Source organism: Enhygromyxa salina (genome assembly GCF_002994635.1).
Taxonomy (GTDB): Bacteria; Myxococcota_A; Polyangia; order Nannocystales; family Nannocystaceae; genus Plesiocystis; species Plesiocystis salina_B.
On record NZ_PVNL01000044.1, the window covers coordinates 98,109 to 120,570 of the forward strand.

General features: G+C 68.2%; 21 protein-coding genes and 1 pseudogene. 15 read left to right on the plus strand and 7 right to left on the minus strand.

Annotated features, from left to right (window positions below):
- Window positions 1–52 precede the first annotated feature (52 nt).
- Together ENSA7_RS10775 and ENSA7_RS10780 are read left to right on the plus strand one after the other, a co-directional pair.
- Entirely contained in the window at window positions 53–1,495 is a 1,443-nt protein-coding gene (locus ENSA7_RS10775) for a hypothetical protein (RefSeq protein WP_244923770.1), read from the plus strand.
- Window positions 1,496–1,696: 201 nt separating this feature from the next.
- Window positions 1,697–1,900, plus strand: coding sequence for a hypothetical protein (locus ENSA7_RS10780; protein WP_106089146.1), 204 nt, complete (start codon window positions 1,697–1,699; stop codon window positions 1,898–1,900).
- 404 nt (window positions 1,901–2,304) lie between these two features.
- On the opposite strand, the gene tnpA is transcribed toward ENSA7_RS10780, so the two are convergent.
- Complete coding sequence (gene tnpA / locus ENSA7_RS10785; RefSeq protein ID WP_106089147.1) at window positions 2,305–2,541, minus strand: IS66 family insertion sequence element accessory protein TnpA; 237 nt, start codon at window positions 2,539–2,541, stop codon at window positions 2,305–2,307.
- A 232-nt stretch (window positions 2,542–2,773) separates the two neighbouring features.
- Between tnpA and ENSA7_RS10790 the strand changes: the two genes are divergently transcribed.
- From ENSA7_RS10790 to ENSA7_RS43490, 3 genes are read left to right on the plus strand one after another with little or no spacing between them, the layout of a single operon-like run.
- Window positions 2,774–3,682 carry a hypothetical protein gene (locus ENSA7_RS10790; protein ID WP_146157565.1) on the plus strand — a complete coding sequence of 303 codons (909 nt, stop codon included), beginning with the start codon at window positions 2,774–2,776 and terminating at the stop codon, window positions 3,680–3,682.
- Window positions 3,676–4,659, plus strand: coding sequence for a hypothetical protein (locus tag ENSA7_RS10795; protein WP_106089149.1), 984 nt, complete (start codon window positions 3,676–3,678; stop codon window positions 4,657–4,659). Before ENSA7_RS10790 ends, ENSA7_RS10795 begins: the two co-directional genes overlap by 7 nt.
- An 18-nt stretch (window positions 4,660–4,677) precedes the next feature.
- Complete coding sequence (locus ENSA7_RS43490; protein ID WP_181233620.1) at window positions 4,678–4,827, plus strand: hypothetical protein; 150 nt, start codon at window positions 4,678–4,680, stop codon at window positions 4,825–4,827.
- Between the two features lie 121 nt (window positions 4,828–4,948).
- Here ENSA7_RS43490 and ENSA7_RS10805 read toward each other — a convergent pair whose 3' ends face one another.
- The 3 genes from ENSA7_RS10805 to ENSA7_RS10815 all read right to left on the minus strand — a co-directional run bounded on the left by ENSA7_RS10805 (window position 4,949) and on the right by ENSA7_RS10815 (window position 7,772).
- Window positions 4,949–6,169, minus strand: coding sequence for an FAD/NAD(P)-binding protein (locus tag ENSA7_RS10805; RefSeq protein WP_106089150.1), 1,221 nt, complete (start codon window positions 6,167–6,169; stop codon window positions 4,949–4,951).
- 165 nt (window positions 6,170–6,334) lie between these two features.
- Complete coding sequence (locus tag ENSA7_RS10810) at window positions 6,335–7,189, minus strand: class I SAM-dependent methyltransferase (RefSeq protein ID WP_106089151.1); 855 nt, start codon at window positions 7,187–7,189, stop codon at window positions 6,335–6,337.
- Window positions 7,190–7,292: 103 nt separating this feature from the next.
- Complete coding sequence (locus ENSA7_RS10815; RefSeq protein WP_106089212.1) at window positions 7,293–7,772, minus strand: Fur family transcriptional regulator; 480 nt, start codon at window positions 7,770–7,772, stop codon at window positions 7,293–7,295.
- Between the two features lie 120 nt (window positions 7,773–7,892).
- On the opposite strand from ENSA7_RS10815, the gene ENSA7_RS43495 reads away from it, so the two are divergent.
- Window positions 7,893–8,567: a hypothetical protein gene (locus ENSA7_RS43495; protein WP_181233621.1), complete on the plus strand. Its 675-nt coding sequence runs from the start codon at window positions 7,893–7,895 to the stop codon at window positions 8,565–8,567.
- A 113-nt stretch (window positions 8,568–8,680) separates the two neighbouring features.
- Window positions 8,681–11,107: a TonB-dependent receptor gene (locus ENSA7_RS10830; RefSeq protein WP_146157567.1), complete on the plus strand. Its 2,427-nt coding sequence runs from the start codon at window positions 8,681–8,683 to the stop codon at window positions 11,105–11,107.
- Between the two features lie 12 nt (window positions 11,108–11,119).
- Here ENSA7_RS10830 and ENSA7_RS10835 read toward each other — a convergent pair whose 3' ends face one another.
- Window positions 11,120–12,034, minus strand: a complete 915-nt coding sequence (locus tag ENSA7_RS10835) for a hypothetical protein (RefSeq protein WP_106089155.1) — start codon at window positions 12,032–12,034, stop codon at window positions 11,120–11,122.
- 208 nt (window positions 12,035–12,242) lie between these two features.
- On the opposite strand from ENSA7_RS10835, the gene ENSA7_RS10840 reads away from it, so the two are divergent.
- On the plus strand, window positions 12,243–13,907 hold the full coding sequence (locus ENSA7_RS10840) for an FG-GAP repeat domain-containing protein (RefSeq protein WP_106089156.1): 1,665 nt from the start codon (window positions 12,243–12,245) through the stop codon (window positions 13,905–13,907).
- A gap of 18 nt (window positions 13,908–13,925) precedes the next feature.
- Here ENSA7_RS10840 and ENSA7_RS10845 read toward each other — a convergent pair.
- Window positions 13,926–14,252 (minus strand): annotated as a pseudogene (locus ENSA7_RS10845) (peroxiredoxin family protein); the annotation flags it as partial.
- Window positions 14,253–14,531: 279 nt separating this feature from the next.
- A complete protein-coding gene (locus tag ENSA7_RS10850; protein ID WP_106089158.1) occupies window positions 14,532–15,203 on the minus strand; it encodes a response regulator in 672 nt (223 codons plus the stop codon).
- A gap of 191 nt (window positions 15,204–15,394) precedes the next feature.
- Here ENSA7_RS10850 and ENSA7_RS10855 point away from each other — a divergent pair, with 191 nt between their 5' ends.
- From ENSA7_RS10855 to ENSA7_RS43505, 7 genes are all read left to right on the plus strand, one after another.
- Complete coding sequence (locus tag ENSA7_RS10855) at window positions 15,395–16,108, plus strand: hypothetical protein (RefSeq protein WP_106089159.1); 714 nt, start codon at window positions 15,395–15,397, stop codon at window positions 16,106–16,108.
- A 19-nt stretch (window positions 16,109–16,127) separates the two neighbouring features.
- Window positions 16,128–17,222 carry a phosphotransferase gene (locus ENSA7_RS10860; RefSeq protein ID WP_106089160.1) on the plus strand — a complete coding sequence of 365 codons (1,095 nt, stop codon included), beginning with the start codon at window positions 16,128–16,130 and terminating at the stop codon, window positions 17,220–17,222.
- Window positions 17,219–18,301, plus strand: coding sequence for a T3SS effector HopA1 family protein (locus ENSA7_RS43500; protein WP_181233623.1), 1,083 nt, complete (start codon window positions 17,219–17,221; stop codon window positions 18,299–18,301). The genes ENSA7_RS10860 and ENSA7_RS43500 overlap by 4 nt, the downstream gene beginning before the upstream one ends.
- Window positions 18,298–19,572, plus strand: coding sequence for a lanthionine synthetase LanC family protein (locus ENSA7_RS10865; protein ID WP_181233625.1), 1,275 nt, complete (start codon window positions 18,298–18,300; stop codon window positions 19,570–19,572). The genes ENSA7_RS43500 and ENSA7_RS10865 overlap by 4 nt, the downstream gene beginning before the upstream one ends.
- Window positions 19,573–19,608: 36 nt before the next feature.
- A complete protein-coding gene (locus ENSA7_RS10870; RefSeq protein WP_106089161.1) occupies window positions 19,609–20,169 on the plus strand; it encodes a hypothetical protein in 561 nt (186 codons plus the stop codon).
- A gap of 787 nt (window positions 20,170–20,956) precedes the next feature.
- Window positions 20,957–22,084: an MvdC/MvdD family ATP grasp protein gene (locus ENSA7_RS10875; RefSeq protein ID WP_146157569.1), complete on the plus strand. Its 1,128-nt coding sequence runs from the start codon at window positions 20,957–20,959 to the stop codon at window positions 22,082–22,084.
- Between the two features lie 147 nt (window positions 22,085–22,231).
- Entirely contained in the window at window positions 22,232–22,387 is a 156-nt protein-coding gene (locus ENSA7_RS43505; protein WP_181233627.1) for a hypothetical protein, read from the plus strand.
- Window positions 22,388–22,462: the final 75 nt, after the last annotated feature.

Here is a 22,462-nt window from a genome sequence, read left to right on the forward strand (position 1 = left end):
AGCCGTTGATGCGGCATGGGCCGTCGAGTACCGTAGCGACATGCAGGTTTCGATGGCTCGTTCGGTCTTGCTCATCGGTGTGGCGTGTCTGGTGGTCGGCTGCGGCGGAGAAGTCGACGGCGCGGAGGACAGCGCGGTCTCCAGCTTGGGGACCGACTCCGGGATCACCACCCCGTCCACGACCCCGACCGACGAGAGCGCGAGCAACAGCGGCGACGGCGACGGCGACGCGACGGGCGACGGCGACGGCGACCCAGCGGGAGACGGCGACGGCGACACGGACACCAGCGGCGTCAAGTTCGATCTCGCCGAGCCCGACCCCGGCGACGGAGACTGCGGCGACGCCCCCGACGCCCTGGTCCAGGGCAAGGTCTACGCCCCGAACATGGAGCTGCCGATCAGCGGGGCCCTGGTCTACCTGACCAGTCAGAACGTCGAGGCGATCCCCGACGAGGTCTACTGCGCGGAGTGTGTCGAGCTCGACTGCGAGACCCCCTACACCCTGACCGGCGCCGACGGCAGCTTCAGCTTCCCCGCCCACTCGGGTCAGGGCCTCCAGCTCGTCGTCCAAAAGGGCCAGTTCCTCCGGATCGTCAGCCTCGACGTCAACCCCGGGATGAACCAGATCCCCAACGATCAGAGCAACCTCCCTGGCGAGTGGAATCCGGGCGCGGGCATGTGGATCCCGCGGATCGCCGTCTACGAGACCAACCCCGACGCCGTCTACAACGTCCTGGCCAAGTTCGGCCTTGGCCAGGTCGCGGGCAACGGCGCTCTCGTGCCCGGGACCGAGCAGTTCACGCTCATCGACGACAACGACCAGGGCGCGTTCATGGACGACCTCGTCGACATGAGCCAGTACCACATCATCTTTGTCCCCTGCGCCTCGACCAAGTACTGGGGCGGCGCGCCCAACATCCCCAACGGCCGGATTGACAACATTCGTGCCTACGTCGAGTCCGGCGGCAAATGGTACGCCACCGACCACTCCAACGAGTACATCGAGGGGCCGTTCCCGAGCTACCAGCAATTCCATAACCCCGGCATGCCGGACATCCAGCCGGCCTACACCTCCAACGGCACCGTCCTCGATCCCGAGCTCCTGGCCTGGCTCGAGGCCCTGCCGGACCCGCTCAAGAACATCGGCGGCGGCAACCCCACGCTGTTCCAGCTGCCCAACCTCACGACAGAGAAGAACTACTCTGGGATCGACGAGGTCAGCGACGTCTGGGTCGAAGACATGATGGGCCAGAACGTCAACGTGGGTCACCGCGTGTGGGTCGAGGGTCCGTGCCAGAGCTGCACCAACCCTCAGCTCGCCCGGCCGATGGCGGTCAGCGGGCAGTACGGCTGCGGCCGGATGATGTACAGCACCTTCGAGACCTCGAGCACCGCGCACAACGGGCTCAGCCCTCAGGAGTTGGTGTTGCTTTATATGATCCTGGAGATCACCACTTGCTTCGATGGCACGCCCCCGCCTCCGCCTGCGAATTGAGCGGAGCGATGCGAACGGGTCTACGGGTCGGCGAGAGGGCGTCGCTTCGCTGGCGGGAAGACATCGCTCTCGTTCGTGGGTGGCTGCACGTGCAGCGAACACACTCACGCAAGCACGACTTCTCGTCGCCCAAGAGAAACAAGAGCCGCGAACTACCAGCTGCCGCTCACCTGGGACGCATGCGTGCGCTGCGGATCCAGCGTGGAGCGCGAGGATCGGGTGATCCATGTCATTCCCGCGCCAGAGCGCGTCACGTCTGAGCTGGTGTTCCGCGGGCTGCGACGACACCAAGGGAAAGTGAGGTCCACGATGATGCGTCGTGAACTGGCCCAGATGGTTGTCGAGCGCGGAGCTATCGTCTACGTGCGGGAGTCGACGATGATGCAGGCCCAGGTGAATCTCTAGAGCCAGAAGCTTCAGTACGAGCTGGCCGAACTCGCGCGCTCGTACGGTTTCACCGACGTTGTCACGAACGACGACGACCTTGGCCGCTCGGCCAGCGGCACCGCTGATCGTCCTGGGGTGTTACCAGGCGCGCTTGATGATGGTCCACCGACCACGCCAGTTGAGGGGGTCCATGTTGCTCTGCGACCGTCAAGGGCCTTTGGGCCGCCTGCGGCGGGGCACTTCGTGCCCCCTTGACGGTCGCAGAGCAACATGGACAAGGCCAGTATCGGCTTTCTTGCCAGAAAGGTCGGTGATTTCAACTAGATCCAGACCATAGGATTTGAACACGTCCAGTGATGGCCTTTTCGCCTGCTTTGACCTGTCTCCCTCAGTGAGCGTGTCCAGAACGAGGCGTTTCTCCCTCACCTGGGCTGGGCGTGAACAACAGCGAGCGGCGTGAGCTCGACGAAGGTCGGCCGGATCTGGGGAGCCGCAGCAGCAGGCGCGGGCTCGATGGATGTCACGTCGGACGCGAGCTTCCAGGCCCACCACTTCAAGGTGCCCGCGTTGAGGCCGACGCGACCGCAATAGTCGAGCGCCGTGTCACCACTGGCCTTCCAGGCCCGGATATGCTCGAGCCACCTCGTCGGGATGGGCATTGCCCGTGGCGTAGCCTACGACGCAGATCGGGTCACGACGCGGTTCGCTGCACGCATACCAGTGCCCGGGCGCCAACCTTGACGCAGGGCCGCACAGTCCTGTGGTCCAGGCCGTCGTCCTCGGGCACGTCTGGCCGCCCTAGCAGTCGAGATGGCCCGCTCACCCCCCGGCCTGGCCCGTCCACCAACGCGCGGGTTCGTCTATACTCGACGCTCCAGACGGAGACCAGACATGGCAATGACTTACCTACGACGGCCCGCTCCCGACAACTCCTCGCGGTCGCTCTCCGCTCGTTCGCGAAAAGCGCCCGCCGGTCCAACGGCTGCGCCGCCGCCACCGACGACGGGCCCGACTTTGTGCTCGAGCACGACGGATGTCACCGAACTTGGCTTTCATGTCGGGCGCTTCGAAGTCAAGACCACGGGCGCGCTCGGGTTTCCAAACATGGTCAACCCGACCCTCGAGAATCCCAACGCGGTCGTCACCGCGGACGTATGTGCCAGGCCGAAGACGCCCGCAGGACAAACAGGACTCGCCGACTGGACCGTCGGGATCAGTCGCTCGATCTACGAGGACTACTCGCTGTACTCATTCGACAAGAGTGAGGTCAGCAAGCGCTTTTCCGAGGCGGCGCCCGATGGCGCCATCGACGTTCGCCCAGGAATGCATGGGCTGCCGTTCGATACGGGGATCGGGCGGCACGGAGGGGCAATCTCGGCCTCGCTTCTCGACCGCAAGCCGAGTCGCTTGGAGGTCGTCGACTCCCCCAACATGGAAGTTCCGCTGACGCATGACATCTGCGAAGTGGACAACAGGATCAAAGCCGTCAGCCGGAGGATGGATTTCTCGGTTTTCCTGATGGCCCGAAACGATCTGAGTCAGGAGGTCCACACGCTCCGTCACATCTCGTACCAGCAAATCTCACAAGTGCGCTTCAGCGACCTCGGAGGGCGAAAGAAGGCTGATCTCGGCGACGACCAACACATCGTCGAGGGGCGGGTGGCGAAGACCTACGCCCACGGACGCGTCCTGGTAGGGGCCCAGGGAACAGGCGAAGGCCCACGCCCACCCGTCCTCGGGGGCTCGTTCGCCAACGATATTGAGGAACCGCAGATTATCCGCGAAAAGTTAGGATGCTGAGGACGCTCGCACGCTCGACCGCGCTCGCTGCCGCCACCGCAGCCGCGTGCGTGGCCGCGCCTCAGCCCACGCCCACGGCTGCCGCGGACCCACTCGATCACGGCCCCGAGGTCGTCCACTGCACGCGCCAGCAAGGCCCGGCGCGGCCGCTCTACCCGGCCGAGGTGTTCGCCCCCTTCTGCCGCGGCGACAGCATCGACCTGCGCCAGCAGACCCTCGCCAGCGCGACGCGGCGGCTCGACGACGAGCCTGACCCGGCCCTGCGCGGCGCGCTGCTGACCGCGATCGCAGACGACCACCTGGCACTGTTCGAAGACGGCGTCAGTCGGCTGTGTGCGCGCGAGCGTGAAGCCAGGCCGATCCCGGGTCCCGATCGCCCCGAGATCCTCGCTCACCTGCGCGCAGCCATGGCCGCCAGCGCCCAAGGGCTCGCGCTCGCGGGAGCAGAACCGGAAGCGGTCGAGCGCCAGTGGACCCGCGACCTGCCGTGCCTGCACACGATCGCCGCCAGCCGCCTCGGCGAGCTCGAGGACGCGGGCGCGAGCGCGGCGATGCTCGACACCCAGGCCGAGTGCACGGGCTCGGCCCTCGTCGAGTACGGGCACGCGCTGGAGCTCGCGGGCGCACACGACCAGGCCCGGGCCACGTTCGAGCGCGCCCAGGCGATCGCCGCAGCCAAGCCCGCGTTGGAGATCAGCTGCCCCGTCGCCGGCCCCGAGCGCGCCTGGGCCGAGATCGATCATTGCCCGCGCCCCGAGCTATTGAGGCAATGGTGCGCATGGACGGCCTATCTGCGCTACCGATTGCTGTGGTCCGCCCACTACGGTGGCACGCTCGACGCGGCGCAGACCGCCGCCGCGCTGGGTGAACTAGCGACCGAGCTGCGCCAGGCAGCGCCGCTCGGCAGCGAGACCCTGCTCGCGGCGATCGAAGCGGATCGACAGCAGTTGGCGGACGGCCATGATCCTGCGAGGTAGCGCGCCAGAGCCGTGTAGATGACTCGGACGACCTCAGCCGAGGCGGCCGAGGGTCCGTGCCAGAGCTGCACCAACCCTCAGCTCGCTCGGCCGATGGCGGTCAGCGGGCAGTACGGCTGCGGCCGGATGATGTACAGCACCTTCGAGACCTCGAGCACAATGGGCTGAGCCCTCAGGAGTTGGTGTTGGTTTATATGATCCTGGAGATCACCACTTGCTTCGATGGCACGCCCCCGCCTCCGCCCGCGAACTGAGCGGAGCCACCTGAGGAAGACCGTCGGGCTGGCCTTCATACGTCGCCGAGCCGGACCACTCGGGCCGCCTGGATCGGCGGGCGCCCGCACAAATGCTCGAGCATGCGACTGCTGGTCATGCGTGCGCCCGCGATGTTGCGCGCTGCGGGTCCGAGCTCGAGCTCGGCCAGGGCGCCGCTGACGTGAATTCGTGGGTGCCAGCGCAGCGCTCGATCCACGACGGGATAGCCACACTCGGCGCAGGGCAGGCCGAGCTCGGCGATGACCGAGTCGAGCCAGGGGCCGGGTCGGCCGCGGGCGAAGCCGGTCGCAAGGACCACGCGATCGGCGTGAAGGAGCGGCCCAGCTTGCGGCCACAGCTCGACGCCTCCGCGGCGCTGGATCCGGGCGTCGACGATCGCGGTCTCGCGGATGACGATTCGGCCGCGACGCTCGGCCCGTCGTAGCTCACTCAGGAGTCGGCGAGGAGCGGTCCCGCGGTTGCGCGCGCCGTCGATCATCGCCCGCCGAGCCCCGAGGTCGGGCTCGCGGCGGAAGCCTTCGAGGTGTAGGGGCCCGAGCCAGCCGGGGTCGCTGTCGAACTGGGCCTCGCGCAGGGGCTTGCGGATCACCAAGGTGATCGGCTCGGCGCGCTCGCGGGCTTGGGCGAGGGCAAACTGCACGGCCGAGATCCCGCCGCCGACGATCACGATCCGCTGGTCATCGGCGAGCGTCGAGTCGTCGAAGTCGTCGTCGAACAGGTGGGCGACGTGGAACCCCTCGCGGGCGAGCGCGGTCGCCCAGCTCGGCCGCTCGAGCTGATCGGAGCCGAGCGCGAGCACGACCCGATCGGTGGCGATCCGTTCGGTCTCGGTTACGACCTCGAGCCGGTCACCGGCGTCGACGAGATCGATCGCGAGTCCGCGGATGCACAGCTCGGACAGGCGCTGGGTCGTGACCAGAGCCTCGCAGTGATCGTTGAATAGCTGGGTCGACGGGCGGTTGTAGGGAGATCGGAAGTCGCGCTTGGGGTCGCAGCCGCGCTCCCGGGCGAAGCTGGCCAGGGAGAAGGCCGGCCCGTCGAGGTGATGAACCGAGGGCGAGCGCATGAACTTCATGCCGACGGTGGCCGTGCACCGATGCCAGCGCGCGAGCGGGGTCGGGTTCGGGTCGAGCAGCCGCAGGCGATCGCGCTCGACCCCGGCGCCGCCGAGCAAGGCGAGGGCGAGGTGCACTCCATGGACGCCGGCACCAACGATCAACCAGTCGAGGGACATCGCCCCGGGTTAGCTCATCTTGCAATCAAATTGCAAGATGTTCGGGCCATCGAATAGCGCGGCAGCTTGGTCGTCGCCGCGAGCAGCCCGAGCTGGACCGACGAGGACCGGCGCTGCGTCACGATCGTCGACGAGCTGCCGTGAGAGCCCGCAGCGCTGCTGCGCTCAGCCGAGCCGGCCGAGGCCCAACCACGCGGGCATGGCGACGGACTGCGGCCCGCTCCCGAGGTCACCCTCGAGCCGAGTACGGATGCGCGTGAGCAGGTCGGTGTAGCGAGTTGGCTCGAGCTGCTCGCGGGCGATCTCGAGGGCGACGTGCGAGCGGGTCAGGCCGTCCCAGAGCGCGTCGAACGAGGGGCTCTCGAGCACGTGGACGATCGGGTGGATCTCGACGTCGAAGCCGGCGGCCTCCATCTCGGCCTTGAACACGACCGGGTCGCCGAGCGGCGGCCCGCTGCTCGGGCGGCTCACGGACGACTCCGCGGCCAGCTCGGCGGCCAGCTCGGCGTTGATCACCGCGAAGGCGTGAATCTGGTCCTGCGGCTGCCAGCTCGCGACGACTGCGCGCCCTCCTGGTCGCAGGACCCGGGCGAGCTCGGCGAAGCCCTTGGCGCGATCGGGGAACATGAACAGCCCGAACATCGAGAAGGCTGCGTCGAAGCTGTCGCTGGCGTAGGGCAGGGCCTGACCGTCGCCTTGCCGCAAGCTGAGCCGAGCCCGCTGCTGCTCGTCGGTGCGCTTGTACAGAGCCTCGAGCATGCCGGCCGAGAAGTCGAGGGCGTTGACCTTTTGGGCGACGCGGGCGGCCTCGAGGGCGAGGGTCCCCGGGCCGGTGGCGACGTCGAGGACCTCGTCGTGCTCGTTGATCCCGGCCAGCTGCAGCGCGTCGACGGCGTAGCTGCGCAGGTGCGTGGCGATGTAGCTCGCGTAGCCGTCGGAGACGCGATCCCAGGCGGCAGGGTTGTGAATGTCGACGAGATCGAGGCCCGGGGATTCGGTGAGTGCGCTGGGGCTGGCCATGTCCGGAGCAGTCTAGAGCGCCGCCCCTACACTTGCAATCGAATTGCACTTACCAGATCGCCGCGCGGGGCCACCCAGACCCCCCTGAATCGGCAGGTGCGGATCAGCCACAGGCGGTGTCGGCCGCGTCCGCGCAGTCGTCACACAGGCCCTTGATCTGCACCTCGGTGTCGAGGTTGCGGACCGAGCGAGGGACTCGCTGGCCCGGGGCCGCGCGTAGCTCGAGGGTCGGCATGCACTCGACGGTCCCGCACTCGCTACACAAAAAGTGCGGGTGCTCGTGGCCTTTGCTGGTGCTCGAGCGCTTGACCGCGAACCGCCAGACGTGATCGCCGAGGTCCGTGCGGACCGCGAGGTCGGCCTCGGTCAGGGCAGTGAGGTTGCGAAACACGGTGGCCGGATCGCCGGCCGAGCCCGCGAGCTGCTCGACGATCTCCGCGTGCGACATCGGCCCCGTCGCGCTCAGGAGCGCGTCCATCACGGCCAGGCGCGCGCCGGTGATGCGCAAGCCGGCCTCGCGCAGCTGCTCGCGGACGCGCTGCTCGTGCTCGGCTCGGCGGGACTGGCTCGAACGGCGGGGCATCTGCGCCTGACAATAGCAAAAGCGCGGCTGGCCCGACACGTCGGGCCCAGGACCACGAGCCAGGCGCCGTCTCCAGGTGCCGCTTGACATGCTCGATTCGTCGCAACTATGTTCCGCCATATGCAATCAAATTGCAAGAAATTCAGCCTCGCTGGCGCGCTTCTCTCGTTGGTCGTCGGGCTGTCGGCCTGCGCCGGGGACGACCACGACGACCACGACGACCACGACGACCACGACGACCACGGTCACGACGAGAACGAGGTCATCTCGCAGGTCGAGCTGAGCTTCACGCCCGACGGCGGCGGCGATGCCCTGGTGTTCTCGTTCGAGGATCCCGACGGCGACGGCGGGATGTCGGGCAGCGCCGAGCGCATCGAGCTGGCCGCGGGAACCAGCTACACGCTCTCGATCCGGTTCGTGAACGGGCTCGCTGACCCGGCCGAGGACATCACCGAAGAGGTCGCGGAAGAGGCCGAGGATCACTTCGTGTTCATCGTCGGCGACGTGTCCGGCCCCGCGTCGATGCCCGCGGCCGCGCTGCTCACCCACGCCTACGCGGACCTCGAGTCGGACTACGGCGACAACGCGGTCGGCGACGATCTGCCCGTCGGCCTCTCCAACACGATCACGGCGGACACGGCGGGCATGGGCGAGTTCCGGGTGCTCCTCCGCCACCTTCCGGACGTCAACGACGTGCCCCAAAAATCTGCCGATCTCCCGCAGATGCTCGCCGACGGCGAGAGCCTCCCGGGCAGCGTCGATGTCGACGTCACGTTCGAGCTCCTGGTCCAGTGACCGCGGCCCATCGCTCGCGTTGACCTCTACCCCAATCGAGCCTGTCGTTGGTGTTCGTCCCTGTCCTCCTCGGCGCGCTGCTAGCTTCACCGCCGGTATCGCCAGCAGCGCCCGTGCCCGCCCCTGCCCAGAACTCTGAGGACGCGGGAGCGTGCACGCTCGTGTGGGAGGTCCTCGTCCTCGAGTCGGACACCGGCGAGGCGATCCCCAACGCGCAGCTGGCCCTGCGCGCGCCGGCCAACCCCAGCAGCCCGCGCCTACGCACCGAAGCCTTCCTACATACGAGGGCCGATGGGCGCGCGCGGGTGACTGGGCTGTGTCCGGGGCCGCTCCAGGTGACCGTGAGCAAGGCCGAGCACGACTCGCGCCGGGTCCACCTGGAGCTGTCGGCCGCGACGACCGAGAGCCTCGTCGAGCTCGACGCGCTCCACGGTCACCACGACGAGCGGGTGATCGTCGTCCACGACGACAGTGACCCGACGTTGGCGGCGAGCGAGTCGCTGTCGGGGGCCGAGCTCTCGCGGCGGCGCGGCGCGGGCCTGGCCGACGTGCTCACGGGCATCTCCGGGGTCTCGACCTTGCGCGGGACGGCCGGCGGGCTGGGCAAGCCGATCATCCGCGGCCAGTTCGGGCGCCGCAACATGATCGTGTTCGACCAGATCCGCCACGAGGGCCAGGAGTGGGGGATCGACCACGCCCCCGAGGTCGATCCGCAGGCGGCCGATCGCGTCACGGTGATCAAGGGCGCGGGCACGACCCGGTTCGGTCCCGAGGCCGCCGGCGGAGTGGTCTTGCTCGAGCCGCGGCCGCTGCCGCGGACGCCGAGCCTCCGCGGAGAGGTCGGCGGGTTCGGCTACTCGAACCCGCTCGGGGGCGGCGGCTCGTTTCGCCTCGACTACGCGCCCAAGCGCGGCAAGGGCCTGGCGACCCGGGTCGAGGGCAACCTCGCCCGCCACCGCTCTGCGCTCACGCCCGACTACCCGCTCGACAACACGGGGTCGCTGACCTGGAACGTCGGCGCGCGGATCGGCTACATCAGCGAGTCCATCGATGTCGAGGTCGGCTATCACCTCATGCGCCAGCAGCTGGGCATCTGCACCTGCCTGCAGATCTCCACGGCCGAAGAATTTCAGCGCAGCGTCGCGCTCGGCCAGCCGGTCGCCGTTGACGCGTATCGGGCCGACTTCGAGCTCGAGCGGCCGCGCCAGGAGATCTGGCATCACCTCGCCCTCGCCCGCACGCGGGTCGCCCTGGGCCACGCGGGCGAGCTGCACGCGACCTACTCGTACCAGTTCAACGATCGTCAGGAGTTTGCGATCGTGCGCGAGAGCGTCGTCGGGCCCCAGCTCGACTTCGGCCTTGCGACCCACTCGCTCGACCTTCGCTACGAGCACGCCGCGGTCGACCTGCGCCGCTGGACGCTGGTCGGGGCGCTGGGGGCAGGGCTGACCCAGCAACGCAACGAGTTCGAGTCCACGGCCAGCTTGGTGCCCGACTACGAGCAGTGGGGCTGGAGCGTCTACGACATCGAGCGCTTCGTTCACGACCGTGTCGAGATCGAGTTTGGTGCCCGCTACGAAGGGCTGCATCGCAGCGCCGCGCTCGCGGAGCGCGACTACCTCGGGCAGCAAGCCGGCGGCCGGATCGACGCCGAGGCGTGCGAGCCCACCGCGGACAACGGCGGCACCTGCAAGCACTTGTTCAACACCGCCTCGGCGACCTTCGGGGTGCTCGGGCGGCCGATCCGGCGCGCGCGAGACTTCACGATTCGCGGGCAGCTCAATTCCTCGGCCCGGATCCCGGCGATCGACGAGCACTTCATGAACGGGGCCGCGCCTTCGTTTCCAATGCTCGGCCTCGGTGACTCGCGGCTCGGAGTCGAGCGAACCTGGGGCGGGGAGCTGTCCGTGCAGTACGCTGGCGCGTGGTGGTTTGTCGAGGCCGCCGCGTTCTCGAGCTTCGTCGACGACTACATCTATTTCGTGGCCGAGCAGCAGGAGGGTCAGTGCGCGCCGCTGACCTGCACGACCCGCGGGCCGTTTCCGGTGTTCGTGTTCCAGCCGACCAACGCGCTGTTCAACGGTGGCGAGGTTCGCTTCGACCTCCAGGCCCCGCGGATCCCGTTTGCCTTGGCCGGCAGCGCGGCGTGGGTGCGAGGCCACGACCTCGAGGCCGCCGGACCGCTCGCGTTCATGCCCGCCGATCGCTACTCGCTGACGGGCCGCTACCTGTTCCCCGACTCGCGCCTGACCACGCGCGCGTACCTCGAGCTCGGTGGGACCGTGGTGACCCGGCAGACCCGCTACCAGCCCGAGCTCGACTTTGCCCCGCCGCCGCCGGCCTATGTGTTGCTGGGCGCGGGTGCGGGGGTCGAGTTCTTGGGCGAGCGGGAGATCTATCGGTTGAGCGTGACCGGGACCAACCTGCTCAACATGCGCTACCGCGACTTCAACAGCCTGCTCCGGTATTTTGCGGATGAGCCGGGCTGGGGCCTGCAGCTGCGCTTCGCGGTCGACTTCGACGTGGCGCTGGGCAGCTGATCGCCGAGTGGCTCAGGGCCAGCCGCACAGTCCAGCGGCACAGGCCATCCCGGTCGGGCAAGTCTGGCCGCCCGCGCAGTCGAGGTGGCAGGCACCGATCGCTCCATCGGCACACACGGGCACCGCGTCGCCGTTTGGCGCGGGGTCGCATTCCGAAGCGTCGAAGCAGCCGGTGGTGCAGGTCCGGGTCTCGACGGCGCAGGTCACCGCCTGTCCGGATTCAAACCCGGCGCACTCGCCGATCGAGTCGCACGGCCCCGAGTACTGGCCACCGTCGGGCCACTCGGGGAGCTCCTCGATCGGCGGGTCCTCACCCGTGCCTCCGCCCGAACCGTCGCCGCAGGCCTGGTCCTCGCTCGCAAACACCATGCACGGCGCGAAGCCTTCGTAGAAACAGTTTGGCAGGAACTCTCCCCCGTCCCACTGCGACCGGCACGTGGTCCAGTAGTTTGACGAGGCGAGGTTCCTCGGCCCGCGCCGGACCTCGACGGCGCCCTCGGGCAGATCGACCTGCCGCCACTCGACGATGCCGCCCGCGAACACGTCGTAGGTGTTGTAGCCGGGGTCGCCGTAGAAGTCCTTGTCGATCCGATAGCGGCCGATCGTGCCGGCCGCGAGCTGCTCGTACCAGCACTCCGCCACGGCTTCGTAGCCAGCGATGCTCGCCGTGAAGCCCCCGCTGAGCGAGTAGTCCCAGACCTGGTACATGGCTTCGCAGGGGCCCGCGGCGGCGCACTCGAAGTAGGGCTCGACGTCCTCCGAGATGAACATCTCGTCCGCAGGGCACTCGACCGGCTCGTCGTTGGTCTCGCCCTCGGTACCGGTCTCGGCGGAGCTCGACGAGTCAGCTTGCCCAGGGTCTTCACAGCCGAGCATCGTGAACAGCACGAGCAGCGCGAGACTGGGCTTGGACGAAATGTGGTGCACGCCTGGGGGTGCCATTCAGGGGTGAGCCGATCAAGTGGGATTGTCTTTTTGCGCAGGCGGCTTCCCGGGCTCGCAGGCCGGGCGGCAGCTGGCCGCGGTCGGGGCGGCAAAGTCTGCGACCTCTCCACACATGCGCGACTTTGAACCAGTTTGCCGAATCCCGGGTCGGTTGGTTTCTTTCGCCTCGACTACCAAGTAGAACGCGCGCATGGGGAATCGAGCCTGGTTTCGGGAGACTGCGCTGTGTCTGGTTGGCGAAGTCTGGGCGCTGGGCGTTTGCCTGGCGCTGAGTCTCAGCGCGAGTGGTTGCGGCGATTCGACGGCTGATGACAGCCAGTTCGACTCGTTGACCACGGTTGGCCCGACCGGGGACGGCGACGCGACCGGGGACGGCGATGCAACCGGGGACGGAGACGGAGACCCGTCCGGAGACGGAGACCCGACCGGCGACGGAGACCCGACCGGCGACGGAGACCCGACCGGCGACGGTGATGGCGATCCGCCACCCGACCCGGCCTGTGAGTTCAGCGCGACCAGCGTCGACTGGTCACTGCCGCCCGGGCTGGTGACGGAGCAGCTCGACGAGACCTACGCGGCGTCGTCGGCACCGTGCAATCAAGGCGTGTATCGGGCCGTGACCATGGATCTCACCGGCGACGCGCGCCCGGACCTCGTGGTCACGGATAACTGTGACATCGGCGGCGTGGGTACGACGCATTGGCTCGTGCACGAGAACACGGGCACGGGGTTCTCCGGGACCGCGAGCTCGTGGTCGCTGCCGCCCGGGCTGGTGACGGAGCAGCTCGATGAGACCTACGCGGCGTCGTCGGCACCGTGCAATCAAGGGGTGTACCGGGCCGTGACCATGGATCTCACAGGCGACGGGCGGCCGGATCTCGTGGTCACGGATAACTGTGATATTGGCGGCGTGGGGACGTCCCATTGGCGCGTGCACGAGAACACGGGCACGGGGTTCTCCGGGACCGCGAGCTCGTGGTCGCTGCCGCCTGGGCTCTACGCGGAGCAGCTCGACGAGACCTACGCGGCGTCGTCGGCACCGTGCAATCAAGGCGTGTATCGGGCCGTGACCATGGACATCACAGGCGACAAACGCCCAGATCTCGTGGTCACGGATAACTGTGATATCGGCGGCGTGGGTACGACACATTGGCTCGTGCACGAGAATACGGGCACGGGGTTCTCCGCGAACGCGAGCTCGTGGTCGCTGCCGCCTGGGCTCTACGCGGAGCAGCTCGATGAGACCTACGCGGCATCGTCGGCACCGTGCGATCAAGGGGTGTATCGGGCCATCACGATGGATCTAAGTGGTGACGGGCGCCCGGATCTCGTGGTCACGGACAACTGTGATATCGGCGGCGTGGGTACGACGCACTGGCGCGTGCACGAGAACACGGGCACGGGGTTCTCCGCGAACGCGAGCTCGTGGTCGCTGCCGCCCGGACTCTACGCGGAGCAGCTCGACGAGACCTACGCGGCGTCGTCGGCACCGTGCGATCAAGGGGTGTACCGGGCAGTGACGCTGAATGTGACGGGTGTCGGAGGCCCGGACCTCGTGGTCACGGATAACTGTGATGTCGGCGGCGTGGGCACGACACATTGGCTCGTGCACGAGAACACGGGCACGGGGTTCTCCGCGAACGCGAGCTCGTGGTCGCTGCCGCCCGGGCTCTACGCGGAGCAGCTCGACGAGACCTACGCGGCGTCTTCGGCACCTTGCGACCAAGGGGTGTACCGGGCGGTGACGTTGAACTTGATGGGCAGCGCCGCTCCCGATCTCGTGGTCACTGATAACTGTGACATTGGCGGGGTCGGGACCACTCGCTGGCATGTCTACACCGCTGGTTGCGACTGACTTGGGGTGTCGTTCAGCTTACCGATCGTGCTCGAGCGCCGTGAGCACCTCGAGCACGGTGTCGACCACTGGACGGTAGCGAGGATTGTCCCCTACGTAGGCCCACGCGATCTTTCCCGATCGGTCGACCACCAGCGTGGCCGGCAACGCGATGTCCTTGCCCTCGTGCTCGACCCCCCACGCGCGGATCGTCGCGAGATCCGCGTCGCTGAGGATCGTGAAGTCGAGATTTAGCCGCTCGATCAGCGCGGCGTTGGTGGCGGGGTCGTCGACGACGATGGCGACCACCGTGGCGTGATGGCTAGCGAACTGAGCCTTGGCGTCCTGCAGCCGCCCGAGCTGCTCTCGACAGTGTGGTCACCAATCGCCGCGGTAGAACACGACGACCGCGGGGCCGCTCGCCAGCGTGTCGGCCAGGCTCACGCTGGTGCCGTCGGCGGCCGGGCGTGAACGCTGGGGCGCTCGAGCCGACCTTCAACGTGGTCGTGGCTTCAGATGCTGACACCCGATTCTGGGACCGCCCAGTCGTTCACCGACGCCGAGGCCTACCTCGCGCCGCGCGTGAGCATCGACGACCCGGACGCAAGCCGTGAAGGTCCCGGTTGCGGTACACCGTGCCTGCGCTCATGGCTCGACCAGCCCGATTCGGATCGCGTGGCGGACCAGGTCGGCGACCGCGTGCGCGTCGAGCTTGCGCATCATCCGGGTCCGGTGGTTATCCACGGTCTTGGTGCTGATCGCCAACGCGACGCCGATCTGTCGGTTGGTGAGGCCCTGGCCGATCAGGCCCAGGATCTCGAGCTCGCGGTCGGTCAGCAGCGCTCGGCTGGTGCTCTGGGCCTGGATCACGGCGCCGCCTAGGGCCGCGCTGACGAAGGCGCGGTCCGCCACGACCGCCCGGATCGCGGCCAGGAGATCCGAGAATGCGTCGTCCTTGAGGACGATCGCCTGAGCGCCGTGGTCGAAGGCTCGGCGGGCGAGCTCGGGCGCGCGCAGGGCCGTCAACACGACGATGCGGAGCTCGCCGAGATCGGCTTGGGCGAGCGCCGCGGCGACCTCGAGCCCGGTGCGTCGGGGCATCGAGATGTCGAGCACGGCCACGGTCGGGCGCACGCGCGCGATGGTCTCGAGCGCTTCGTCCCCGTCCGCGCAGGTGGCCGCGACGGTCAGGTCGGGCTCGCAGTCGAGCAGCCGCGCGAGCGCTTCTCGGACGAGCTGGTGATCGTCGGCGAGCACGACGCGAATCGGTGCAGGATCGGCTGCTGCTTGGGCCACACCCGATTGTGTCTTCCGCACGGCGCCTCGATCATGCCCGCGGGGCCGGCCTCACTAGGGTGTTCACCTCAGTCCGACACGGGTCCAATGCCTCAACGCGATCCATGCAAACCCTCCATCCCGCCTCGATCGGAGGGGTGCTACTCCGACAAGCGTTCACTCGAGCTCGTCGTCGATCGTCGCCATCGAGGCTCGAGGAGCGTACCCAGATCATGACTGATTCGAACCCCACTCCATCTTTCGTCGACGCGATCGTCCGTGACCCTCATCATCCCCCGCGCCTGTCCACGCTGGTCGGCTACCCCGGCCAGGCGGCGGCGCCCGGGCAGCGTCGGATTTACCTCGACATCGACCTCTCGGAGCACGTCGACTACCGCGTCGAGGACGTGGTCCACGAGCGGCCCGTAGACGGCGAGCTCGGTCTGCCGGCTCGCGTCATCTGGCTCGAGGAGGGTGCCCTCATCACCCACTCGAGCGACCACGGTGCGCTCAGCCAGAGGTTGCCGATCGGGTCGTTCCACGACGCAGCCCTCGTCGCGGAGGTCGAGCCCGATCCCGGCGTGTGGCTGGACCTCGATCCCCGGCTGCAGGCGCTGGCGTTAACTGCTGCGGCCGAGATGCACACGGCCGCCGCTGTCGGCCTGGGCTTTGCCCAGGCGCCGCCGCCCATGAGCACGCCCGAGGCCCAGGCCCGCCCGCCCGGGGGGATCGGGACTCGAACCTGCGGCGCCACCTTCTTCACCTGCGCGACCAGCAAAGCCAGGGGATGCACGACCAACTGCGCCACGCGGACCGGCACCTGTCTCGTGACCGAGTCGCTGGCCTGCAAGCCGCTCCCGCCCAGTCAGCGCTGCGTGACGCAGACGCAGCTCTGCAAGCTTCCCACCGGCAATTGCCGGTACACCATGACGCTGCTCTGTCGCTGAGCCGAGCTGCGGGAGAGTCATGTTCGTCGTCGCTCAAACCGTCATCCGCTATCTGCTGGCGCGTGGCCTCCTCGAAGTCGAGGACGTCGTCGCGGGCCGGGTCGTCGTCCAAGAGGAGCGTCGGCGCAACAACAACCTGCGCGTGTCCGTGGACGGCCGCCGAGGCCTGTTCCTCAAGCAGGCCGCGAGCGAGGATCCGAGCCTGCGCGAGACGCTGGACCGAGAGGCCTGGGTCTACGCGCAGGTGCCCGCGCGCGCCCCGAAGCTCGACGCGATCACCCCGCGTCGGCTCCACTTCGACGCTCACCGATCAATTCTGGTGACCGAGCTGCTCGACGGCTTGACCATCGGGGCCGCGGGGGCCGCCGTCGACTCGGTCGAGCTCGCAGTCATGCTGGGCGCGGCGCTGGCTCGGGCCCACGAGGGGGGCGCGTCGCTCGTGCAGGAGACGGACGAGCGCCTGCCCCGGCACCCGCCCTCCGTGCTCCTACTGACGGATTCGGAGTGTGTCGTGTCGCCCTCGGTCCACCCGGGCATCGTTGAGGCGATCCACGAGCTGCCCGAGCTCGCCGGGGCGCTCACCGAGCTGCGTGGGGCGTGGTCCGGCGACACGCTGATCCACGGCGACGTGAAGTGGGACAACGTCTTGCTGGTCCCCGACGCGGGCGGCGAGCCGCGGATCGTGCTCGTCGACTGGGAGCTCGCCGACGTCGGCGATCCGGCGTGGGATGTCGCCGGAATGCTGTACGGGTGCCTGCTCGACTTGATCAGCGAGGACGGAGAGGCGGCCGGCGCCCGGCGGCCGCCGACCGTCGAGGCGCGGCGTCTGGCCGTAGCCCGGGCGCTGTGGTCGACCTACATCGCGTGTCGCGGGCTGTCGCCGCGTCGGTCGGCGGCCCTGCTCGTCCAGAGCACCCGCCTGGCCGGGGCTCGGCTGGTCCAGAGCGCCGTCGAGGCTCAGGCGCTGGACCAGCCGCTGGCGCGCTCGACCCTGGTGCTGTTGCAGCTCGCCGCCAACGTCATGCGTGCTCCTCGACGGGCTCACACGGCCCTGCTGGGGCTGGAGTCGCCGTTGTCCTCCGGGGTGTCGGTCGCGGCGGAGGTGCGAGCGTGAACGACACCAACGCCGCGATCGTGGCCGACTTGTGTGCGCGACTGATCATCCACTCCGAGTGTCGCCTGAGCGTCGACGGGGTCGAGCCAGACGTCGCCGCGCTCGCCCGCTCGGTGGGGCCGCTCGTCGAGGACCTTGGGGGGGCGGCGCCGAGCGACGACCTGACGCTCGGGCTGTGGGCCCTGCTCTACCAGGGCTGCTACACGCACGGCCGTCGCCTGCGGGCCGACCTCGCGCGCGAGGTCGCGGCGGACTGCGTCGGTGAATTCGAGGGCTGGCCGAAGTCTAGCCTGCGCGATCGCCTGGCGACCATTGCGATCGGGACCCTCGGGTGGGACCGCGGGTGGGAGGTCTACCAGCTCGAGGACAGCGGCCTGGTCCGCGTGCGCAAGGGTGGTCGCCATCGGCATGCGCTCGCGGGTGACTACACCAAGTGGGGACCGCCCGGCGTTCCGGTCCGAGTCGGCGGCCGGGTCGATCTGCGGCTCACGGTCGGCAGCTTCGAGCTGCAGGCCGGCTACTACCACGTGCTCGGCAGCGAGCTCGGCGACGCGCTCGAGGACATCGACTGCGCACGGCTGTACTTCAACACGCGCGCGGACTCGGTCGAGGCCCTGCTGCGGGCGCTCGTCGACGATCTCGAGCGGGCTGTGATCCCCTTTCACGCCAAGACCCCGGCGTCCGCCGACCACTACGCGCGCGCCGACGCGACCGTACTGTATGTGCCGCGCAAGTACGCCCCGATCGTCATCGACGTGGTCGCGGATCTGGCCGGGCGCGACGCGCTGCTCGATCCGGAGGTGCCCCTGTTCTCGGCGCAGCTGTTCGCCGGAGTCGGTCTGGCCGACGACCCGGGCCCGTCGGAGAGCTTCGGAACCCACCGCTGTCGCCTGCTCGCCGAGGCCCTCGTCGACGTGTGGCGGGCGCTCGGGCCCGAGGCCGGGCAGGATCTCGAGCATCGCCTGCGTGCGATTCGGGCGGCCTTCTCCGAGCAGGGTCTCGACCTCGACCGCCCGCACCTCGGCCCAGGCCTGCGAGCGGTCGAGGCCTGGCCGAGGGCCGTGGAGGTGACGTCGTGAACCCAGCGCTCGGGACCCCCGTCGACTTTCTGGTCGAGGCCGATCGGGTCGGCAACGGCCTGTGCCGTGAGGCGCTGTGGTCGGGAGCGCGGTGCACCTGGCTCGGCTGGACCCTGCAGCCGGACGCGAGCGGGCGGCCGACCCCGAGCTACCGCAGCTTCGGCGCGGACCTCTACGAAGGCACCCTCGGCGTCGCCCTGTTCCTGGCCCGCCTGCACGCGCACACTGGCGACAAGCGCCAGCGCCGGGCCGCGATCGGAGCGCTCAATCAGGCGCTCGCCGTCGACCTCGATCAGGGCCCGCGCGGCTTCTACTCGGGAGTCGCCGGTCACATTTACGCGCTGCTTGAGCTCGGCCATGCGCTCGAGGACGTCGGTCTCCACCAGCGGGTGGCGATCGCCTGCGAGCGGCTGCGCCTAGCTGCGGCGGACGCCTGGGACTTCGACGTCATGGACGGCAGCGCGGGGGTGATCCCGGTCTTGCTCGCGGCCGCCGAAACCCTCGGTCGCGACGATCTGGTCGAGCGCGCGGCGGAGCACGGCGCGTTCTTGATCGACGCCGCGCGGGTGAGCGACGACGGCGTCGCGTGGCCGTCGCCCACCGACCCCGGGGACGCGCCGCTGCTCGGGTTCTCGCACGGAGCGTCTGGCGTCGCGTGGGCCCTCGCCGAACTCCACGCCGTCACCGGTGCGCCCGGCCCCGCGCACGCCGCCCGCGAGGCCGCCCGCTACGAGCGAGCTCACTTCGACGCTCGGGCCGGCAACTGGCCCGATCGGCGCGCCTGGGTGGTGGCCACCGAAGGACAGCCCGGATCAATGCTGGCGTGGTGCCACGGCGCCCCCGGGATCGGCCTCGCGCGCCTGGGCATGCTCTCGTGTGTGGGGGAGGACGCGGACCTGCGCGAGGATCTCGAGCGTGCCCTGGTCGCGACCTCGGCCTCGCTGGTGGGCAGCGCGGAGGGCCCCGACCACTCCCTGTGCCACGGGACCTTTGGCGTCGCCGAGCTGCTGCTGCTCGCCGCGACCCAGCTCGATCGGCCCGCGCTCCGCCGCGAGGCCGAGGCCCACGCAGAGGCTGCGATCGCCCATGCCAGCCGCGGACACGCGTGGGGCTGCGGCGTCCCCGGAGGCTGGGCCGCCCCTGGTCTCATGCTCGGCTGGGCCGGCATTGGCAACTTCTTGCTGCGGTTGGTTGACCACTCGGTCCCGAGCCCGCTGCTGCCCTGCGATCCGCTGACACGCCGACACCGGCGAGACGACAGCGACCGATGACCGACACACCGGGCCCGGCCGCGACCGCTCGCCCGTTTGAGTCCGCCGACCGGGAGCTGCGCGTCGAGATCGACGAGCAGGGTCACGCTCGCGTGCGGCCCCAAGCAACCCGGCGGGTCGTCCAGTGACGGTCCGAACGCAGACGGCGACACCTCCAACGGTGACGGTGACGGTGACGGTGACCCTGGCGACGGTGACGGCGATCTCGAAGGCGATGGTGACACCGGAGACACCAGCGCCGACGAAGCCGGTATCGCGGACGTGTGGGGTGGCTCATGCGACTCACTGGGTTACATGATGGCTGCCTGCAACAACGAGTTCTTGGTCTGTATAGACGACTGGAGCTGCAACTTCTACGACACCACAGACATGTACGGAGTCTCGCCGGTCGGCAATTGCTCGCCGGTCTGTGAGACCGACGCTGACTGTGACTTCGGGCCGGGAAGCGAAGCGTGCTTCGACCCCAACATCGTGTGCGCGAGCTTCGGACAGGATGCTGTCCGTCGATGCATACTGCCGTGTCAGACTGACGCTGACTGCTATTCGAGCCAGTTCTGCGCCGAAAACCTGGACATCTGCGTGTCGCACACGACCTGAGCTGCCGCCTTCGCGGCCCGAATTGCCGCGAATCGTGATCGCAATAGCGCGACCTACGAGATCAATAGGACCGACCTGCCGCGCATCTCGATTGCGACCGCGTGAGGCGCCAGGATAAAAAGACGTGTGCGACAGTTCCTCGTGGCTCTGTGCGTCGTGCTTTTCACGACCTCGTGTGCGGGCACCATCGGTCAAGTCCGCGACGATCATCGCGGAACGGAGCAGTGGGCCCGGTCCAGCGAGGCATTCTTGCGCCTGCTCGTGGGCTGGCTTGCTTGGATTGAGATGCGACAGCTGGATCATCGCCTGGCGAATGAACGCTCTTCCGAAGCAACTACGCGGGGATCATATTTCCTATCCCGCAACTCGATCTCATGTCGATCCAGGGTCGGCGTCTCGAACCATGCTCGAAGCCGACGAGTTAGGTGTTGGCAGTCACAGAGCAATGTGCAGCTCCGGATAGCGCCCCGTGGTCAGGCCCGCCCCGAGGCTTGATCATGTGGATGGATGGACGAAGCCCACCCACTGGGGGGCAAAGCAGGCAGCCGGGTAGATCCCACACCCGTTTGGGCCCTTGAACTTATTCAGAGATCCTTGCGCCAGGCCGCCTCGATGTACCAATGAAAAAAATGCTTGCGCCGTCAGAGTTCGCTCGTACTTTGTCTCCCGGCGACGACGCACCGAATCCAACTGATAAAGTGTGTCCAATAGATCACGAGGTGGCGACTGACCGAGACGACGGTTGGACGCCCAGGCCGCGAGTATGGGCCAGGTAGCACTTATCCCCATGAAGATCCTCATTCCGACTCAAAGTCACGACATTCATGCAACGGCCGTCGCCGCAGCGATCGCAACAAAGGGCCACGAAGCTGTACTTTGGTACGCGAGCGACCTGCCGACCCAGCAGACCATGTCGTTGAACTACGATGGCCGTGACGAACCGCAGCTCGAGCTCCACGGCGTCGATCTCGACCACCATGGTACCTTTGATGTGGTCTGGCTGCGGCGCCCGGCTAGCCCCGTGTTGCCGGACACCATGCACCCGGGCGACCACACCTTCGCGGTCCAAGAGTGGCGAAGCGCGCTCGAGGGTGTATGGGACACGCTGTCGGCGTCCGGGTTTTGGATCAACCCACGTATCGCGGCCCGGCGGGCGGAATCCAAGCCAGCCCAGCTCGCGGCCGCCCGACGCGTGGGTCTGGACATCCCTGCGACCCTGCTGAGCAACGATCCTCAGCGGATCCGCTCGTTCATCCGCGCCAACAGCCCAACAGAGACCATCTACAAGCCGTTTGCGACCACCCAGTGGGATCTCGGGGACGGGGCCGCGGCGTACCTGTTCACCGCGGTCGTCGATGAGGCCGGGCTCCCACCGGACGAGATCCTGCGCCTGACTCCCGGGATCTTTCAACCTCGACTCGCCAAAGCCCACGAGCTCCGGGTCACGTTCATGGGCGAGCACATGTTTGTCGCTCGATTGGGCTCGCAGGCGGTCGACGGCGCGGAGGTAGATTGGCGCATCAAGACCCGTGCGGTGGCCACCGAGGTCGGGGTATTGCCTGCCAAGGTCGAGATGGCCTGCCGAGCCCTCATGCGCACATTGGGGCTGGTGTTCGCTTGTTTCGACTTCATCGTGACGCCAGACGGCAAACACGTGTTCCTCGAGGTCAACCAGATGGGCCAGTTCCTATGGTTGGAGGAGCTGGCCCCCGAAATGCCGCTGCTCGACGCGTTCTGCGAGTTCCTGATCCAGGGTCGCCCAGACTTCCGGTGGCGAGCCCCCGCGCCCAACGAAGGCCTGCGGTTCAAAGACTTCTCCGACGAGGCCACCCAGACCGCCATCGACCAACGGCACGTCGATCGGCCGCACGTGCTCCTGCTCCCCGACGACCCCCGCGGGGACGCAGCGGCCTAGTACATCTGGGGCCGCTCCTGCCGTTGTCGCTCGGCGCTCGCAGTATGCCGGTTGGTGGTGCTGGCAGCAGCCAGGTTCTCCGCCAAGAGTTTCACGGGATGCCCCGTGATTGACGTGAAAGCGTCGCAAGAGAAAGAAGACAAAACCATGCAAAAACCCAACAAGAACAAAGACACCAGCAATCGCATCCTCGGCCGCCGTCTGGCGAAGGAGCTGTCCTCGACCGAGCTTCACTCGATCACGGGTGGCACGACCAGCTGCAGCTGCGGCGGTGCCGACGACTGCGATCAGCAGCAGAACTAGTCAGTGTGGCCAGGCAGGGCGTTCGTGCCCTGTCTGGCCATTTTCATGTGACGTCTCCCGCCACCGATCAGTCCC